We start from the raw sequence: 17,092 nt of genomic DNA on the forward strand, positions 1-17,092 counted from the left end.
ACCATGGCGGATATCCGGATCGAAAATCTCCGCAAGGAATTCGGCAGCTTCGTCGCCGTCGAGGATTCGAGCTTCACCGTCCATGACGGCGAGTTCCTGGCACTGCTCGGTCCATCAGGCTGCGGCAAGACGACGACGCTTCGCATGATTGCCGGCCTCGAGCTGCCGTCGAGCGGCAAGATCTATCTCGACGGCGAGGATGTCACCTTCAACCGCGCCAGCGCCCGCGACATCGCCTTCGTCTTCCAACTCTTCGCGCTCTACCCGCATATGAACGTGCGTAAGAATATCGGCTTCCCGCTGCTGTCGCAGGGCATGCCCAAAGCCGAAATCCGTCAACGCGTCGAAGAGACCGCCCGCCTGCTGCAGATCGACCATATTCTCAACCGCTCGGTCTCGGGCCTTGCCGGCGGCGACCGGCAGCGCGTGGCGCTCGGCCGCGCCATCGTCCGGCGCCCGAAATGCTTCCTGATGGACGAGCCGCTCGGCACGCTCGATGCCGAGTTCCGCGAGATCATGGTCCACGAGCTGCGAGAACTGCACAACCGCATCCATGCCACCACCGTCTACGTCACCCACGACCAGCACGAGGCGATGGCGATGGCCGACAAGATCGCCGTCATGAACCATGGCGTCATCGAGCAGTTCGGCACGCCGCAGGAGATCTATGCCAAGCCGGCGACCATGTATGTCGCCGATTTCATCGGCTCGCCGCCGATGAACTTCATGCGCTTCACCTCGGGCCTGAAAAGCGGCGACAAGTCGATCCTGCTCGACGGCGTCGATGTCGCCGTTCCTGAGATCCACCAAGACATGGCCGAAAGCCAACTGGCGCTCGGCGTCCGGCCGGAGCATATCCGCTTCAGCGACGCCTCGGCGCTGCGCGGTGCCGTCTATGGCAGCGAATATCTCGGCACTAACCAGGTCGTGGCTGTGGAAACCCAGGGCGGCCTGATCAAGGCCCGCGTTCCCGCCAATCGCAGCTTCCAGATCGGCGAAAGGGTCGGCCTCGAATTCAACCCGGCGAAACTCGCGCTCTTCGACTGCACATCGGGCCGTGCCGTACCGTCCTCGCTCTATCAGGAGACCCGGCATGGCTAATGTCGTCCTCAGGAACCTCGCCAAGCGCTTCGGCGACACCCAGGCTTTGGCCGACCTCGATCTTTCGATCCGCGACGGCGAGTTCGTCGTGCTGCTCGGTCCCACAGGCGCCGGCAAGACCACGACGCTGCGGCTGATCGCCGGCCTCGAAAAGCCCGACAGCGGTGGCATCGAGATCGGCGGCCGCAATGTCGCCGCCGAAGCGCCCGCCGAACGCGACGTCGCCTTCGTCTTCCAGCAATATTCGCTCTATCCGCATATGACGGTTTACGAGAACCTCGCCTTCCCGCTGAAGGCGCCGGTCCGCAAACTCAGCACTGCGGAGATCGACCGGCGCGTGCGCGAAGTCGCGCGCATGGTCCGGATCGACCACAAGCTGGAGAACCGCTCTACCAGGCTTTCCGGCGGCGAGATGCAGCGTGTCGCGATCGGCCGGGCGCTGGTGCGCCGGCCGGCGATCTACCTGATGGACGAGCCGCTGTCCTCGCTCGACGCCAAGCTGCGCGCCGAACTGCGCCTGGAGCTCAAGCGTATCCAGAAGGAACTGGGCTCGACTTTACTCTATGTCACCCACGACCAGGTGGAAGCCATGACCATGGCCGACCGCATCGGCATCGTCGCCGAGGGACGGCTGATGCAAGTGGGAACGCCGCGCGAAATCTACGGCAATCCCGCCAACCTGCATGTCGCCGCCCGCCTCGGCCAGCCGCATATCAACCTTCTGCCGGCGGACCTGCTCCCGGGCGGTCAGCCGCCGGCCGGCACGAAAACCGTCGGCGCCCGCACCGAACATCTTGATATCGTCGTCGGCAAAGATGCCAACGCCGAGATCGACTGGATCGAACATCTGGGCGACCAGAACCATCTGCACATCAGGGTCCGCGATCCCAGGCAGGCCGCGCGGGAACACAAGCTCGTCACACTTGCGGATCCATATCTGGCGATTGCGCCGGGCGACCGGATCAGCCTGACGCTACGTGATCCGCTTTATTTCGATGTGGCTGGACAGCGCCTGTCCTGACCGGCAAACAGACTTGATGATGGCATGAAAAACAAACAGACGGGTCTCAATCGATGAAACACTTCTTCAACCGCAGGGAAAACATCGTCACCGAAGCCTTGGACGGTCTGCTTCTGACGAGCAGCAAGGGTCGTCTTGCCCGCCTCGACAGCTTTCCCGACATCAAGGTGATCCTGCGCGCGGACTGGGACAAGTCGAAGGTGGCGATCATATCCGGCGGCGGCGCCGGCCATGAGCCCTCCCATGCCGGCTTCGTCGGTAAGGGCATGCTGACGGCTGCCGTATCCGGCGAGATTTTCGCCTCGCCGAGCGTCGATGCCGTGCTGACGGCGATCCGCGCCGTGACCGGCGAAAAGGGCGCCCTGCTGATCGTCAAGAACTACACCGGCGACCGGCTGAATTTCGGCCTCGCCGCCGAAAAGGCGCGCGCCGAGGGCTTCGACGTCGAGATGGTCATCGTCGCCGACGACATCGCCATCCCCGAGATCAACCAGCCCCGCGGTGTCGCCGGCACGCTCTTCGTCCACAAGATCGCTGGCTATCATGCCGAAAGGGGCGAGGACCTGAAGACGGTCGCAGCCCATGCCGCCGCGGCAGCCGGCGACATCGCCTCGCTCGGTATGTCGCTTTCCACCTGCAGCGTGCCGGGCCAGGCGCATGAGGACCGTCTCGGCGAGAACGAGGGCGAACTCGGCCTTGGCATCCATGGCGAGCCCGGCGTCGAACGCATCACTTTGCAGCCGGTCGCCGATATCGTCGCCACCATGGTGGCGCGCCTGTCGCCTGCGCTGCGCGAAGGGGCAAGCCACGCCCTCCTCATCAACAATCTCGGCGCCGTGCCGCCACTCGAAATGACCGTCATTGCCAATGCCGTGCTGTCCTCGCCGCTTGGCCGCCGCGTCCGGCTGATCATTGGCCCGGCGCCGATGATGACCGCGCTCAACATGAACGGCTTCTCGCTGTCGCTGATCCGGCTGGACGCCGTGCGTGAGGCCGCGCTAACGGCAGCGGTCGAACCGCATGCCTGGATGCCGGCCGTCGAACGCCACGAGATCCAGATCATCGCCGCACCGAGAACATCAGCCGGATTGAACGGCGCGAACGGCGCAGCTGGAGATGACGCCCACAACCGGCGCCTGATCACGGCACTCTGCGAACATCTGATCTCGCAGGAAAGCGAACTCAACCGGCTGGATGGCCGCGTCGGCGACGGTGATACCGGCTCGACGGTGGCGACGGGCGCCCGCAGCGTGCTGGCCCGCCTCGACACACTGCCGCTCGACCGGCCGGCCGCAACCCTTGCCTCGCTTGGCGATATCCTCGGCACCAGCATGGGCGGATCGAGTGGCGTGCTGCTATCGATCTTCTTCACCGCCGCAGCAAAGGCGATGGCTGACAAGGCCGATATATCAGCAGCCCTTCTTGCCGGGCTCGACAGGATGACGTTCTATGGCGGAGCCGGAGTCGGCGACCGGACGATGGTCGATGCGTTGTCGCCTGCCCTGCAGGCGCTCGCATCCGGCGATGTCGCCGCCGCGGCAAAGGCTGCGGCAGCGGGGGCGGAGTCGACGAAGGCGATGACGAAGGCGAAAGCCGGACGCGCCTCCTATGTCGGCGAAAGGGATCTGGCGGGCGTTGCCGATCCCGGCGCCGTCGCGGTTGCCGGCGCGTTCGGTGTGGCGGCAAGCCTCGCCTGACCGATGTGACGTTTGAAAGCCCGCGGGAGGCGCGGCGACTAGGAGGATGGCAGTGCAGGCGGAACCGGTGCTTGTGGCAGGATTGATCGAGGTGTGCCGCGCGACGATCGCGGCAAACAGCGATCACCTCTGCGCGCTCGATCGCGCCATCGGCGATGGTGATCACGGAACCAACATGCGGCGCGGCTGTGAGGCAGTGAGCGCCGAAGGCGAAAGCCTGTCCAGCCTGCCCTTCCCCGACGCCATGGAAAAGATCGGCCTGACGCTGGTGATGAATGTCGGCGGTGCCGCCGGGCCACTCTACGGCACGCTGCTGATGGAGATCGGCCGCGAGCTTCGCAAAAGCAACGAGAAAGCCGATTTTTCCCTCGTGCTGAAACAGGCAATCGACGCCGTCGCAAGGCGCGGGCGGGCGCATGCCGGCGACAAGACGCTGCTCGACGTGCTCTATCCCGTGCATGCCGCGCTGGAGAAGCGGTCTCCACTCGGTGACGTCGCCCGCAAGGCCGAACGTTCTGCCAGCCGCACGGCTGACATGAAGGCGATGCGCGGGCGCGCGGCCTATCTCGGCGACCGCTCGATCGGCCATGTCGATCCCGGCGCGTCGAGCTGCGCGCTGCTGACCACGGCGATCTGCCGCTATCTCGGGGAGCATCGTCCGCAATGAATGGAAAGACCGCAAATGTGGGTATCGTGATCGTCTCCCACTCGCCGCTGGTGGCAAGGGGGATCGCCGATATGGTGCGACAGATGGTGGGCGACAGCGTGCCGCTCGCCTGGTCGGGCGGCAATGTCCATGGCGAACTCGGCACCGATGCCGGCGGTATCCTCAGGGCGATCGAGGCCGCTTGGTCCGATGCCGGCGTCGCCGTCTTCGTCGATCTCGGCGGTGCTGAAACGAACAGCGAGATGGCGATCGAAATGCTGGGCCTTCCCCGCGCAGCCCTCGTCTCCATCTGCAACGCGCCTTTGGTTGAAGGCGCCGTCATCGCCGCCGCCGAGGCGTCGGGGGGCGCTTCGCTGGCCAAGGTCGTCGCCACAGCCGAGGAACTGTCCCCCTGATGACAACAGGATTGCGTAGTGAAAAACAGGAGCCCGATCCATTGCATGTGAATTGCCAGACGGAGGTAGAAGTCAAGCACGGCGTCGGGCTGCATGCCCGCCCCTCCGTCACCTTCACGCGGCTTGCCAAGTCCTTCCCCTGTTCGATCGAGATCGCCGTCAACGGCAGCGATGTCTGGCTGAACGGCAAGAGCATCATCAAGATCATGGGCGCGCGAATCCGAAAAGGGTCGATCCTTAGAATACGGGCCGACGGCATTCTCGCCGAAGAGGCGATCCGCGCCCTGAAGGAACTCATCGAGCGCAACTTCGATGAGGAAAAGAAACATGGCCGAACCGCTTAGACTGCAAGCCAAGAGCGCATCCCCGGGCATCGCATCCGGCCCGGCCTTTCTCGCGGAGGAGCCGAAGGCTCCTTCCGCTGCCGAGCAGCCGGACACCGCCCCTGCGTCCCGAGCCGTCGGGGGATACGGTGCGCTGGAGAAGGCGATCGACATCTCGATCAGCGAACTCGAGCACCTTGCCGATGGAGCCGACGCCGAAAGCCGGGATATCATCGATTTCCAGATCGAGGTGCTGCGCGATCCCTCGATCGCGGAAGCGACCGGCGCACGCCTGGAAGCCGACGAGAATGTCGTCTTTGCCTGGGTCGCCACCCTCGACGCCTATATCGGCGAACTCGAAGCGGCCGACGAGGAGCAGATGCGGGCACGCGCCGTCGATATTCTCGACATCAAGAACCGCGTGCTCGGCGCGCTCGCCGGCACCCCGATTGCCGATTTCCCGCCCGGCTCGGTCTTCGTCGGCAAGGACATGGAGCCGAGCCGCTTTCTCGCCCATGACTGGTCGAAAGGCGGCGGCATCGCGCTGTTCGCAGGCAGCACCGCCGGCCATGTCGCCCTGCTCGCCCGGGCGAAATCGGTGCCGATGGTGATCGGCACAGGCCGCTTTTCAGCCGCAGACGGAGATCCTGTCAGCGTGGATGGCAACGCCGGTGCGGTCATCCTGCAGGCGGGCAGCATGCTGATCCCGCCGCTCGTGCCTGCACAAGAACCCGCCGGCGACACGCAAACCACCGGCGGCGAGTTGCGCACGGCGGACGGCGTGCCGATCCTGCTCTCGATCAACATCAACGATCCCGCCGAGATCGATGCGCTCGATCCGGCAACGGCAGGCGTCGGCCTGATGCGCTCGGAATTTTCGATAACCTCAGTGGCCGATGCCGCCAATGAGGAACAGCAGTTGGCGATCTATCGCCGCGTGCTGGAGCAGGCAGGCGACAGGCCGGTAACGATCCGCATGCTCGATATCGGCGGCGACAAGCCGCTCCCCGGCCTGGAAGATCTGCCGGCTCTTGCCTCGGGCCTACGCGGCATCCGACTGCTGCTTGCCCGGCCGGAAATCGCCCGCGTCCAAGCCCGCGCCCTGCTGCGCGCCGCCGTCTTCGGTAGGCTGTCCGTAATGCTGCCGATGGTGACCTTTCCCGACGAAATCGACAGGATGCGCGACATCTTCCGGGAGGAAGCCGAAAAGCTCGGCCGCCGCGCCCTGCACCACCGAATGCCGCCGATCGGCATGATGGTGGAGGTACCGGCTGCCGCTTTGATGCTCGACACCTTCGGATCTGCGGCGTTCTTCTCGTTCGGAACCAACGATCTTACCCAGTATCTCGCCGCCTCCGCCCGCGACGATATCGATGCCGATACCGGCAAGGCAGCACCCGCCGTGCTCCGGCTGCTTGCCCAGGCGGTGAAGCTGACCGCCGGCAAGCCAGTCAGCATCTGCGGCGACATGGCCGGCAATCCGCACTATCTGCCCGGCCTGCTCGCCGCCGGTCTTAGGCATTTTTCCGTGGCGCCGGCCCGGCGTCCCGCGATAAGATCGGCGATCATCGGCCTCAACGCCGATGGCACAAGGGCAGCCGGAGAGTAGAATGGCGCGCGAAGACACCGAAGACGCCATTATCGCCTACAAGTCCATTCTGGCGCAGATCATCGACAACAGGCCATCCGGCACGCGCCAGCGCCTGGCGACGGCGCTTGGAAAACATCGCAGCTTCGTCACCCAAATCACCAGCCCGACCTATGCGACGCCGCTGCCGGCGCGCCATCTCGCCACGATCGTCCGCGTCTGCCATTTCAGCGCCGCCGAACAGGAGCGCTTTCTCGAAGCCTATCAGGCCGCCCATCCCGGCAAGCTGCCGGACCTCGGCCATTCCGAGAAATTGCGGCACCTTTCGCTGATGGTGCCCGACTTCGGCGATGACAGGAAAAACCGCCTATTGGAAGAGGCGATCTCCGATCTGGTGCAGAAGATCGTCGCGATTTCAGGGGCGAGTGAGCAGTGAGTAGTGAGCGGGTTGACGTGACGTAATGCTTTTGGCCTTGGGAGGGGCTTGATGAAGAAATTCATGAACACTGCGGAAACCATGGTCGCCGAAAGCGTCGAAGGCTTCGTGCGCGCCCATGAGGCCTTCGTAGTGTTCGGCCCCGAGCGCAGGTTCATCCGCCGTCGCCATCTCACGCCTGAAAAGGTGGCGCTTATATCAGGCGGCGGCGCCGGTCATGAGCCGATGCATATCGGCTTCGTCGGCCACGGCATGTTGGATGCCGCCTGCGTCGGCCATATCTTCACCTCTCCCACACCGAGCCAGATCATCGCCGCCATCGAAGAGGCCGATACCGGCGCCGGCTGCCTGCTCGTGGTCAAGAATTACGACGGCGATCTGATGAATTTCGAAATGGCGATCGAGATGGCCGGCGACCGCCACAACATCGACATGGTCGTCGTCAGCGACGATATCGAGACATCAAGGTCCGGCGAAGGCAATGGCCGGCGCGGCGTTGCCGGAACGCTGATCGTCGAAAAGCTCCTGGGTGCTGCGGCCGAACGCGGCATGTCGCTTGCCGAATTGAAGCAGCTTGGCGAAGGATTGAACACCCGCATCCGCTCGATGGGTGTCGCGCTGAACGGCGTGACGGTGCCGCAGACCGAGCGCACGACATTTTCGCTTGGGCCGGGCGACATGGAAATGGGCGTCGGCATCCATGGCGAGCCCGGCCATGCCAGGCAGCCCTTCGCCGCCTCCGACGCCATCATCGGCCATCTCTGCGAAACCATCGCCGGCGATATCGCGGTGGCGCCGGGTACCCGCGCACTGCTCTTCGTCAACGGCCTCGGCGGCACGCCGCCGGCTGAACTCTACCTCGCCTATAATGGCGCCCGCCGCTTCATCGAGGAAAGAGGCATCCCGATCGAGCGCTCACTTGTGGGAACCTACGTCACCTCGCTCGACATGCAGGGACTGTCGGTCACCCTTGCCTTGCTGACCGACGAGGAGATCGCGCTCTGGGACGCGCCGGTTGCGACGGCGGCTTTGCGTTGGCCGTGACGGCATCCCGAGGGTGTCAGAGGTAAAGCGCTGCCATCTTTCGCCAGGCGCCGGCGCGGTGGGCGCGTCCGTCCCAGACATACAGCTGATGGCCGATATTCTTTTCGCCGAGCAGCCGGCTGAGATAGCGGTTGTTGCCGAGGAAAGGGTCGGCGTCGCCGATGGTGAGAACGATGTCGCGCTCACGCAGCCTGTCGAGCCGCCAGTCGCTGCCGAGCCCTGGAAGAAAATGCGCCGGCGTGTGGAAATAGACGCTGTCATCGTAATAGCCGTCGAACAGGTCGCCGAAGGATTCCACCTTCGTCGTCAGGTCGTAACGGCCGGAAAAGGCGACGAGCTTGCGAAAGAGATGCGGATGGCGAAAGAACAGGCTCGCCGCCTGGAAGGCCCCGAGGCTGCAGCCATGCACGATGGTGCAGTCATGTGGATTTTTCGTCGCCATCAGCGGCAGCACCTCGTTGAGAATGTAATCCTCAAGGGCACCATGCCGGCGGATGCGCTCGGCGGGGTGACGGTGAAAGCCATAGAAGGTCTCTGCCGCCAGGCCCTCGATGCAATAGAGCTGGAGATGGCCAGCTTCCAGCTTGTCGGCGAGACTCGCGACCAGGCCGAGCTGTTCATATTCGAAGAAACGCCCGTCTCGCGTCGGAAAGACCAGCACCTTGGCGCCGGCATGGCCGAACACCAGCATCTCCATGTCTCGATGCAGCCGCTGACTATACCAGCGCAGATATTCGCGGTTCATGGCACCCTGAAAAACTGTCTCACCTTGTCGCGGAGAACCGCCTCTTGCTCAGCGCTGCCAGGATAGTCGAAATGCCCCGCATCCAGGATGAAGATTTCATTAAATTTTGGTATCGCATTCGCGACAGCGAACTGGCAGGGTGGCGCGACGGCAGGATCGAAAAGGGCGACGGCCGTCAACATCGGCACCTTGATCCGGCTGGCGGCGGTCGCCGCATCGTAGAAGCGCAGCGTTTCCAGCACGTTTCCATGTTCAGCCTGATATTCCTGCACCGATTCCGCACTGCCGACGCTCGGCAGCATCAGCCGCAGCGGCTGATGCCCGAAACTCGGCAGCGCCAGATGGCCGCGATCGATGCGCTCGTCGTAGGCGATCGCCATTGCTCCGACACCGCCGCCAAAGCTGATGCCGCTATAGCCGATATACCCTGAAAGCCAGGGATAAAGTGCCGTAAGCGTCGAAACAGCGAGCCAGATATCCTCGACGCAGCCGCCGATGATATAGGCCTCCGGTGTGTCGATGTCGTGCAGCACATGCCAGGACGGGTTCTCGGAGATCGGCGGATGGGCGCTGAGCGACAGCCCGCGGCAGCAGGGAAATATGAGCGCCGTTTCCCTGACCGGTAGATCGAAATCAGGACCATCCCGCCCGCCGTAACCGTGCCCGACGACGAGGCCGCGCCGCACCTGCCCTTCCCGCGGCAGGAGCAGCCAGCCGCCGATCCGGAACTCGCCGGTCGAGAGATAGACGAGGTCGAGCACATGCCAGTCGGGATGGGTGATCCGGCTGCGGGAAAGCACCGGCTGCGGATCGACCGTCAGCGCCTCGAGATAACGCGCCTTCCAGAACACATCGAAACCCTCAGGGGCTTCGGGCGGCTCGACCGCAAGAAGCTCGTCAAGCTTCATGCCGTAGGTTGGATCGAAGGCGAAGGGATGTGTCGTCGGAATAGTCATCCAAGGCTTGTCTCGTGAAAAGGCCGGCGGCGCAAGACTCTGCCTTAGCCAGCCGATAAACCTTACCGACACTCGGACACCTTTACGCGGCGTCAGTCGCCTCGTATCGCCCGGATGTGACGAAGAGCCTGCGGCCAACGGCACGCGCAGCCTCCAGATGAGCGGTCGCATGGTCCGGTCCGGCTTCGAACAGCACCTCTGATGTCACGACCCGGGCGCCGCAATAGTCGAAGATCCCATGATCGATTTGCGTCTTCATCGCGCCGAAATAACCGTGCCGCGCATAGGTCCTGACATCAGCGCCGCCGAGGCCGACCAGATGCACCGGCAGTCGGCCAAGCCGCTTCACCAGCCTAGCATCCGCGCCGTAGTCGTAAGCCCAGCCATTGGTGAAGACCCGGTCGATCCATCCCTTGAGCAGCCCCGGCATCGACCACCAATAGACGGGATAGACGAGCACCAGCGCATCGGCGCGATCGATTCTTGCCTGCTCGGCGGCAACATCGGCGGGCAACACCCCTTCCCTGAGATGCAGGGCGATATCGGCAGCACTGAAGCGAGGATCGAAGGCCTCGGCCGCAAGATCGGCGATCTCGAAGGAATGGCCGGCATCGGAAAGAGTGATGCCCTCGGCGAGATGCGCAGCAACGCCATGGGTAAGCGACCGGGGATCGGGATGCGCGACGACGATGAGCGCGTGCATGCAGAAAACTCCCGTTGAATGATTGCGGACGGAAGTCGCGGGCTGTATACCTTTGGTAAGCTACTTTCAGTAAGTTACTTTTGGTATATAGCGATGTCAAGCGCCGAAACAACAGGTCAGCCGACCAATCCGCAACCGCGCCGCCGCCTGTCGCGGCAGGATCGGCATCGCCAGTTGCTCGACGTCGCTTGGCAGATCGTCCGTGACGAAGGAACGGAAGCGCTGACCCTCGGCCGGCTTTCAGAGCTGGCGGGCGTAACGAAACCCGTGGTCTATGATCATTTCGAAACCCGCCCCGGCCTGCTCGCAGCGCTCTACCGCGAATTCGACGCCCGCCAGACGGCTGTGATGGACGCAGCCCTTGCGGCAAGCCAGCCGTCGCTCGCCGACCGGGCCACAGTCATCGCCACCTCCTATGTCGACTGCGTGCTTCTTCAGGGCCGCGAAATCCCCGGTGTGATCGCAGCACTTGCCGGCTCGCCGGAACTCGAAAGGATCAAGCGCGAATACGAAGCGGCCTTCATCGAGAAATGCCGCATCGCGCTTTCGCCCTTTACCGGTGCCGGCACGATCGCCGCAGCCGGCCTCTGGGCCATGCTCGGCGCCGCCGAAGCCCTCTCTTATGCCGCCGCGTCGGGCGACATCACCGCCGTCGAGGCAAAGAACGAACTCTTCGAAACCATCGTCGCGATGGTGGCGAGAAGTATGGGCGGCGGCACGCATCCCGATCACCTGCGCAATACGGCCGGCCTCGCATCGAGATGATCCGGCGGGGATACCTGTATCGAATCCACCGCCCGCTTCGTCATGGAACTCGGTTATTTCGCGACCCTGGCGAGCGACGCGACGGCCGCCTTCTCGCACCTAATGATGCATGCTGCGCACAAGCCGAACGGCCCGACCTACGCCCATGCTATTCTGACGACGGCCGAACTCATCGAAGTCTTGCCCAAGGCGTCTGCTTCAAAGGACAATGCCATGACCATGCTCTTCAAAATGCTCACAAGTGCCGGCTCGGAATCCCCGAACCGCGACCGACGGAGGTTCCTGACCACCGCGGCGATCGGGATCGCCGCCGTGGGCGCGACCAGCCTGTTTCCGTCCTATCCGGCATCGGCTGCCACGGGAGATGCGATCCGCCCGTTTCGCGTCGACACTCCCGAGGCGGACCTCCTCGACCTTCGCCGGCGCGTGCTGGCAACACGCTGGCCCGAACGCGAGACGGTCGACGACCAGACGCAGGGCATACAGCTCGAAAAGATCAAGCCGCTCGTCGATTATTGGGGCACCGGCTACGACTGGCGAAAGGCGGAAGCGAAGCTGAACGCGCTGCCGCAATTCATCACCGAGATCGACGGCCTAGACATCCACTTCATTCACGTCCACTCGAAACATCCGAATGCCCTGCCCGTCATCATCACCCATGGCTGGCCGGGATCGGTATTCGAGAACCTCAAGATCATCGGCCCGCTCACCGATCCGACCGCTCATGGCGGACGCGCCGAAGATGCGTTCGACGTGGTCATTCCGTCGATGCCGGGCTACGGCTTCTCCGGCAAGCCGACCGGCACCGGTTGGGGGCCGGACCGCATCGCGCGGGCCTGGGCAGAACTGATGAAGCGCCTCGCTTACAGCAGCTACGTCGCCCAGGGCGGCGACTGGGGCTCGCCGGTCTCCGGCGCGATGGCACGGCTCGCGCCACAAGGTCTGCTCGGCATCCACATCAACCTGCCGGCTGTCGTGCCGCCCGAAGTTGCCGCGGTGCTCGCCGCTGGCGGGCCAGCGCCGCAGCGACTCTCCACCGAGGAACGCGCGGCGTTCGATGCCCTCAGCGCCGCAGCCAAGATGGGGAACAGGTCCTATGCCACGATGATGGGCACGAGACCGCAGACGATCGGCTACGCCATATCGGATTCCCCGGCCGGCCTTGCGGCATGGACGCTCGGTCATCCAGGCTTCACGCACTGGACCTACGACAGCAGCGATCCCGAAAAGTCTCCCGACGAGGTGCTCGACGACATCACGCTTTACTGGTTGACCAACAGCGCCGCTTCCTCGGCCCGGATCTACTGGGAATATGGCGGCGGGCGCAGTCCCGTCCTTGCGGCCGGGGAGAAGACCTCCAAGATCGCGCTTCCGGTCGCCATCACCGTCTTTCCTGGGGAGAGCTATCAGGCCCCGGAGACATGGGCCCGTCGCGCCTATCGCAACCTTATCTATTTCCACAAGGTCGACAAGGGCGGCCACTTCGCCGCCTGGGAGCAGCCCGAGCTCTTCTCCGCCGAGCTTCGAGCAGCGTTCAGGCCGCTGCGCCGGTGACCAGCCGGCGAACGGCCCTGCCGCTTTCCGGCCTCGGCATCAGTCCGTATTCTGCCCCGCCGCCGTGAGGATCAGCTTTGTGATCTCGTCCGGGTGGGAGATCAACGACAGATGGCTGGCCTGGATTTCAATGGTCTTCGCCCCCATGCGCTTGGCCATGAAGCGTTCGAGATCGGGATTGATCGTCCGATCCTCGGTCGAAACGGCATACCAGCTCGGCTTCGAACGCCAGGCAGCCTGTGTCGTCTTGCCGGTCAGCAGCGCCTTTTGAAATGGCTGCTGCACGGCATAAAGCACTTTGGCCTTCGCCTCCGGCAGGTCGCCGGCAAAATCACGCAGGAATGCTTCCTCGCCCAGCCGACCTTCGTCGGCGTCGAAGACGATGCCGGCGGACGCCGGCGGCGTCGGGAAGGTTTTGGCGAGAGCGGTATAATCCTCACCTGCATCCGGCGCCCGCGCCGCGACATAGACGAGCGCCGAAACGTCAGGGTGCACGCCGGCCTCGGTGACCATCATGCCGGAAAACGAATGCCCGACCAGAACCGTCGGGCCATCCTGTCGGTCGAGCACCCGCTTCACGGCAGCGACGGCCTCGGGCAACGTCGTCAGCGGGTTCTGCACCGCCGTGGCGTTGAGCCCGGCCGCCTGCAGGCGGGCGATCACCTCGGTCCAGCACGAGCCGTCGGCAAACAGCCCGTGCGCCAGCACGACGTTGCGCGCCTTAACGGCAGAGGGTGTCGCGGCCATGCCGCGGGTGGCAAGCAGAGAAGCGGCGGCGCCGGCAACAAGGGCAGCCGAGAAAGTCCGTCTGTTCATCATCATGATCTGGTTCCTTGTGCGTCCAGGAATTGAAGGATCGAAAGCATGTCGGCTCGGGACCGAAGAACCGAAGCCAAGTCAAAATCGGTTGGTCTGTGATGCCGTGTCGGAACAGTTCGCTTTGCCCGGCGCGATGCGCTGGCCTTCGTCGCGTTGCGGTTCCCGTCGTATTCAAATCGGTATTGGAAGCGGCTTCGTGTATGCAGAAGCCTGCTTGCTGGAGATTTATGTATTCCCATCTGATATAAAGTCAATTATTGAATACGTAACACCTTCGTGATGCTATCAGTGTATACGCCTAGCGGCACGTCAATCGCATTTGCATACACAATCGATCGAGCCGTCGATGCTGAAACAGATCGGAGATAACGGAAATGGCGAGTGGTTTCGAAACCGAGGATGACGGCGATGATCGCGGGTTGCTCTCCGACCGCATTCGCAACGCCCTGACGGACGAGATCGCCACCGGCACGCTGGCGGCGGGCGCAGCGTTGGACGAACAGCAGCTTGCCGATCGCTTCGGCGCCTCCCGCACGCCGGTTCGCGAAGCGCTGCGTCAGCTGGCGGCGGGCGGCCTCGTCGAGCTTCGCGCCCGGCGCGGCGGCGTCGTTGCCCGTATGACACCGGAGCGCATCATGGAGATGTTCGAGACGGTGGCCGAGATCGAGGCCATTTGCGTCAGGCTCGCCACCTACCGCATGACACCGCTGGAACGCAGCCATCTGATCGAACTGCACGACCTCTCAGAGTCGATCGTCGAGACCGGCGATTTCGATGCCTATGACAGCTTCAACCGCCAATTCCATGAAGCCATCTATCACGCCACCCACAATAGCTTCCTTGCCGAACAGGCGATCGCCGTGCGCAACCGCCTGAATGCCTTTCGGCGCACGCAGCTGCGCCAGGGCGAACGGCTCCGCCGATCCCGGGACGAACACGAGGCAATCATGCAGGCGATCGCCGAAGGCGACGGCGAGATGGCATCCCGGCGCATGCGCGCCCACATGCTGAACGCCGCCACCTCGCTCAGCCGTTTCATCGAAACCAACAAGCCGGGGGGAGTTTGACGTTCCTACGGCACGGGGCAGCGGTATTTATAGGCGATCAACGTCGTCATCAGCTCGTCGCCGGTGGCCTCGCGAATGCCGGGATTCTCTTCCAGGAATGTACACAACGTATTGCCGATTGCTTCCGCGGTCGTTCCAACCGGCACACAGACGTTTACCCCAACGGAGTTGGCAAAATACGCCGAGTTCACCATTGCTTTCGGCGCAGGAACGACTTCAGTGAAAATACGGCGGGCCAAATACTCGTCCCGGTTCCACTTGTCCAACCAACCCGCGACATATCCGACGACAAACTGCCGGGAGCCGCCGCAATCAGAATAAAGCAGGTCACCGCTGGAAAATCCGGCAGGAATCTTTGCTGAAACCGTTGCCAACAGGGTGGCGATAAGAATGCCCGACATCACATCTCCAAAGCTCGCGATGGCGGAGCTTTGATCGGGAAAGTGTCGGAAATTAGCTTCAAACGTGTCATCTTTTTTGCTGCAACTAAAAACAAAATGGCCGCTAATCTCACGTCAGCCTCAATCGAACCGACTGACCTCAAGCCCGCTGCCGACCGGCAGCAGCACGCTTGATATCCCGGGCTTGGCACGGACAGCCTCACCATAGCGTTTGAGATCATCGCCTCCCGGGCGCAGCATGTTGTCGGCGACAATGATCGCGCCTGGATTGAGCTTGGGGTAGAAGGCTTCGAGGCAGGGAACGTAGAGATCCTTCCACAGATCCACCAGCACGAAGTCGATGCCGGAGGAAAGCGCGCCGATCATCTGGACGGCATCGCCGACCTTGAATTCCACATGCTCGGCGAGCCCTGCCTTGACGGCCATGTCTCGTGCGTAGCCAGACTTGTAGTCGTGCATTTCCATGGTGATCAGCCGCCCGCCGGAAGCGCGCGCGGCTTCCGCCAGCCATATCCCGGAATAACCGAAGGAGGTGCCGAGTTCGAGAATGGTCGGGCTCTTGAGGCTCTTGGCGAGGATATTGATGAACTGCCCGGTCGCGGGCCCGACCGCGCGCAACCGCTGATCCTGTCCTCCATCGCGGCCGCCCGGAGGCAGCTCGCGCGGGCTGTTATGCTCCGTCTCGATCATCGCGTGATAGATGTCGAGCACGTCCTGGATTCTGCTGTCCATTGTCTTCTCCATAACCGCTGATCGGCCGATCATTGCCCAACCGGAACGGCACCGGAAAGTTAAACTTTGGCAATCATCGCCATTGCTAGCTCCCTTGCGGTTGCACATGCCGCCGCCGTCGGCTACATCATGCCGTCAATGGTCGGGTCACCCGGCCACGTAAGCGTTAACGTCACTCAACGCGTATGATCGAACGGCTTTGCGGCTTCGATCTGCGCGACTGTGTCCTGCGGATCGAGCTTCAGAAGCCCCGGAAGGACACATGGATAGCAATCAATTCAAAGATCAAGCTTCATCGACCCCTGGCATCGAGCGGATTCGCCACGACACGCGGCGGCGCTTACTGACAGTCGAAAGCGTCGTCGATATCACTCCGAGCATGCGCCGGGTCGTATTGGCAGGTGACGATCTCGCCGATTTCATCAGTCTCGGTGCTGACGACCACATCAAGATCTTCATTCCCACTGCCGATGGTGGAGAAGAGCGCCGTGACTACACGCCGCGCCGCTATGACAATGCCGAGCGGAGATTGACTATCGACTTTGCCTTGCATGAGGCAGGTCCGGTGACGAAATGGGCGATCGACGCCAACCCGGGCGACAGGCTCGAGATCGGCGGACCAAGAGGCTCCGCCGTAGTCTCGAAGACCGTAAAACGATGGCTGCTGATCGGCGACGAAACAGCACTGCCGGCGATCGGCCGCCGGATCGAGGAAATCGGCGCCGGAACCGTCGTCACCACAATCGCAGCCGTCACCGGCCCGTTGGAAGAGCAGACCTTCGAGACATCAGCCGAGCTGCACCTCCACTGGGTGCACCGGCCGCTTTCGCAGGCAACCGATGCCGCAGCACTGCTGAAACTGTTGAGTACGGTCGATGTCCAGCCGGAGACCTTCATCTGGGTCGCGGCGGAAGCCTCGGTGACACGCGATATCCGCGCCTACCTGCTGGAACGAGGTTGCCCGCTCGGCTGGATCAAGGCTTCCGGCTACTGGGTCTTCGGCAAGGCCGATACGACCGAGAAATTCGGCTAGGACCAACCTCGCATTCCGGATTCCATTTGGTGATGAGCTCTGACT

19 protein-coding genes are annotated in these 17,092 nt (G+C 63.2%); 13 read left to right on the top strand and 6 right to left on the bottom strand.

Features of this window, described 5'->3' with window-relative positions:
* The first annotated feature begins 3 nt into the window (after positions 1 to 3).
* The 9 genes from AC2444_RS12300 to AC2444_RS12340 are packed head-to-tail and all read left to right on the top strand — an operon-like array spanning position 4 to position 8,272.
* Positions 4 to 1,101: an ABC transporter ATP-binding protein gene (locus tag AC2444_RS12300; protein ID WP_012757892.1), complete on the top strand. Its 1,098-nt coding sequence runs from the start codon at positions 4 to 6 to the stop codon at positions 1,099 to 1,101.
* Positions 1,094 to 2,122: an ABC transporter ATP-binding protein gene (locus tag AC2444_RS12305; protein ID WP_012757893.1), complete on the top strand. Its 1,029-nt coding sequence runs from the start codon at positions 1,094 to 1,096 to the stop codon at positions 2,120 to 2,122. The genes AC2444_RS12300 and AC2444_RS12305 overlap by 8 nt, the downstream gene beginning before the upstream one ends.
* Before the next feature lie 53 nt (positions 2,123 to 2,175).
* On the top strand, positions 2,176 to 3,819 hold the full coding sequence (locus AC2444_RS12310; RefSeq protein WP_012757894.1) for a dihydroxyacetone kinase subunit DhaK: 1,644 nt from the start codon (positions 2,176 to 2,178) through the stop codon (positions 3,817 to 3,819).
* A gap of 46 nt (positions 3,820 to 3,865) precedes the next feature.
* Complete coding sequence (gene dhaL, locus AC2444_RS12315; protein ID WP_017994417.1) at positions 3,866 to 4,486, top strand: dihydroxyacetone kinase subunit DhaL; 621 nt, start codon at positions 3,866 to 3,868, stop codon at positions 4,484 to 4,486.
* Complete coding sequence (dhaM, locus tag AC2444_RS12320; RefSeq protein WP_003540653.1) at positions 4,483 to 4,881, top strand: dihydroxyacetone kinase phosphoryl donor subunit DhaM; 399 nt, start codon at positions 4,483 to 4,485, stop codon at positions 4,879 to 4,881. The genes dhaL and dhaM overlap by 4 nt, the downstream gene beginning before the upstream one ends.
* Positions 4,881 to 5,225, top strand: a complete 345-nt coding sequence (locus tag AC2444_RS12325) for an HPr family phosphocarrier protein (RefSeq protein WP_017994418.1) — start codon at positions 4,881 to 4,883, stop codon at positions 5,223 to 5,225. Before dhaM ends, AC2444_RS12325 begins: the two co-directional genes overlap by 1 nt.
* Entirely contained in the window at positions 5,209 to 6,813 is a 1,605-nt protein-coding gene (locus tag AC2444_RS12330; RefSeq protein ID WP_012757896.1) for a putative PEP-binding protein, read from the top strand. Before AC2444_RS12325 ends, AC2444_RS12330 begins: the two co-directional genes overlap by 17 nt.
* Position 6,814: 1 nt before the next feature.
* Entirely contained in the window at positions 6,815 to 7,228 is a 414-nt protein-coding gene (locus AC2444_RS12335) for a hypothetical protein (protein ID WP_011652427.1), read from the top strand.
* A gap of 51 nt (positions 7,229 to 7,279) precedes the next feature.
* Positions 7,280 to 8,272 carry a dihydroxyacetone kinase subunit DhaK gene (locus AC2444_RS12340; RefSeq protein WP_012757897.1) on the top strand — a complete coding sequence of 331 codons (993 nt, stop codon included), beginning with the start codon at positions 7,280 to 7,282 and terminating at the stop codon, positions 8,270 to 8,272.
* A 16-nt stretch (positions 8,273 to 8,288) separates the two neighbouring features.
* On the opposite strand, the gene AC2444_RS12345 is transcribed toward AC2444_RS12340, so the two are convergent.
* The 3 genes from AC2444_RS12345 to AC2444_RS12355 form a co-directional block, all read right to left on the bottom strand.
* Positions 8,289 to 9,017 carry an esterase family protein gene (locus AC2444_RS12345; RefSeq protein ID WP_012757898.1) on the bottom strand — a complete coding sequence of 243 codons (729 nt, stop codon included), beginning with the start codon at positions 9,015 to 9,017 and terminating at the stop codon, positions 8,289 to 8,291.
* Entirely contained in the window at positions 9,014 to 9,973 is a 960-nt protein-coding gene (locus AC2444_RS12350; RefSeq protein WP_012757899.1) for an acetylxylan esterase, read from the bottom strand. The genes AC2444_RS12345 and AC2444_RS12350 overlap by 4 nt, the downstream gene beginning before the upstream one ends.
* An 82-nt stretch (positions 9,974 to 10,055) precedes the next feature.
* On the bottom strand, positions 10,056 to 10,676 hold the full coding sequence (locus tag AC2444_RS12355; RefSeq protein ID WP_012757900.1) for an NAD(P)H-dependent oxidoreductase: 621 nt from the start codon (positions 10,674 to 10,676) through the stop codon (positions 10,056 to 10,058).
* A gap of 93 nt (positions 10,677 to 10,769) precedes the next feature.
* Here AC2444_RS12355 and AC2444_RS12360 point away from each other — a divergent pair, with 93 nt between their 5' ends.
* On the top strand, positions 10,770 to 11,441 hold the full coding sequence (locus tag AC2444_RS12360; protein ID WP_012757901.1) for a TetR/AcrR family transcriptional regulator: 672 nt from the start codon (positions 10,770 to 10,772) through the stop codon (positions 11,439 to 11,441).
* Between the two features lie 42 nt (positions 11,442 to 11,483).
* On the top strand, positions 11,484 to 12,995 hold the full coding sequence (locus AC2444_RS12365; protein ID WP_012757902.1) for an epoxide hydrolase family protein: 1,512 nt from the start codon (positions 11,484 to 11,486) through the stop codon (positions 12,993 to 12,995).
* A 39-nt stretch (positions 12,996 to 13,034) separates the two neighbouring features.
* Here AC2444_RS12365 and AC2444_RS12370 read toward each other — a convergent pair whose 3' ends face one another.
* Complete coding sequence (locus tag AC2444_RS12370) at positions 13,035 to 13,817, bottom strand: alpha/beta fold hydrolase (RefSeq protein ID WP_012757903.1); 783 nt, start codon at positions 13,815 to 13,817, stop codon at positions 13,035 to 13,037.
* Positions 13,818 to 14,188: 371 nt separating this feature from the next.
* On the opposite strand from AC2444_RS12370, the gene AC2444_RS12375 reads away from it, so the two are divergent.
* Positions 14,189 to 14,881 carry a GntR family transcriptional regulator gene (locus tag AC2444_RS12375; protein ID WP_012757904.1) on the top strand — a complete coding sequence of 231 codons (693 nt, stop codon included), beginning with the start codon at positions 14,189 to 14,191 and terminating at the stop codon, positions 14,879 to 14,881.
* A 5-nt stretch (positions 14,882 to 14,886) separates the two neighbouring features.
* On the opposite strand, the gene AC2444_RS12380 is transcribed toward AC2444_RS12375, so the two are convergent.
* Positions 14,887 to 15,282 carry a hypothetical protein gene (locus AC2444_RS12380; RefSeq protein ID WP_003540671.1) on the bottom strand — a complete coding sequence of 132 codons (396 nt, stop codon included), beginning with the start codon at positions 15,280 to 15,282 and terminating at the stop codon, positions 14,887 to 14,889.
* 120 nt (positions 15,283 to 15,402) lie between these two features.
* On the bottom strand, positions 15,403 to 16,014 hold the full coding sequence (locus tag AC2444_RS12385) for an O-methyltransferase (RefSeq protein WP_012757905.1): 612 nt from the start codon (positions 16,012 to 16,014) through the stop codon (positions 15,403 to 15,405).
* A 262-nt stretch (positions 16,015 to 16,276) separates the two neighbouring features.
* Between AC2444_RS12385 and AC2444_RS12390 the strand changes: the two genes are divergently transcribed.
* On the top strand, positions 16,277 to 17,047 hold the full coding sequence (locus tag AC2444_RS12390; RefSeq protein WP_012757906.1) for a siderophore-interacting protein: 771 nt from the start codon (positions 16,277 to 16,279) through the stop codon (positions 17,045 to 17,047).
* The last annotated feature ends 45 nt before the right edge of the window (positions 17,048 to 17,092 follow it).

The organism is Rhizobium sp. WSM1328, from assembly GCF_057653715.1.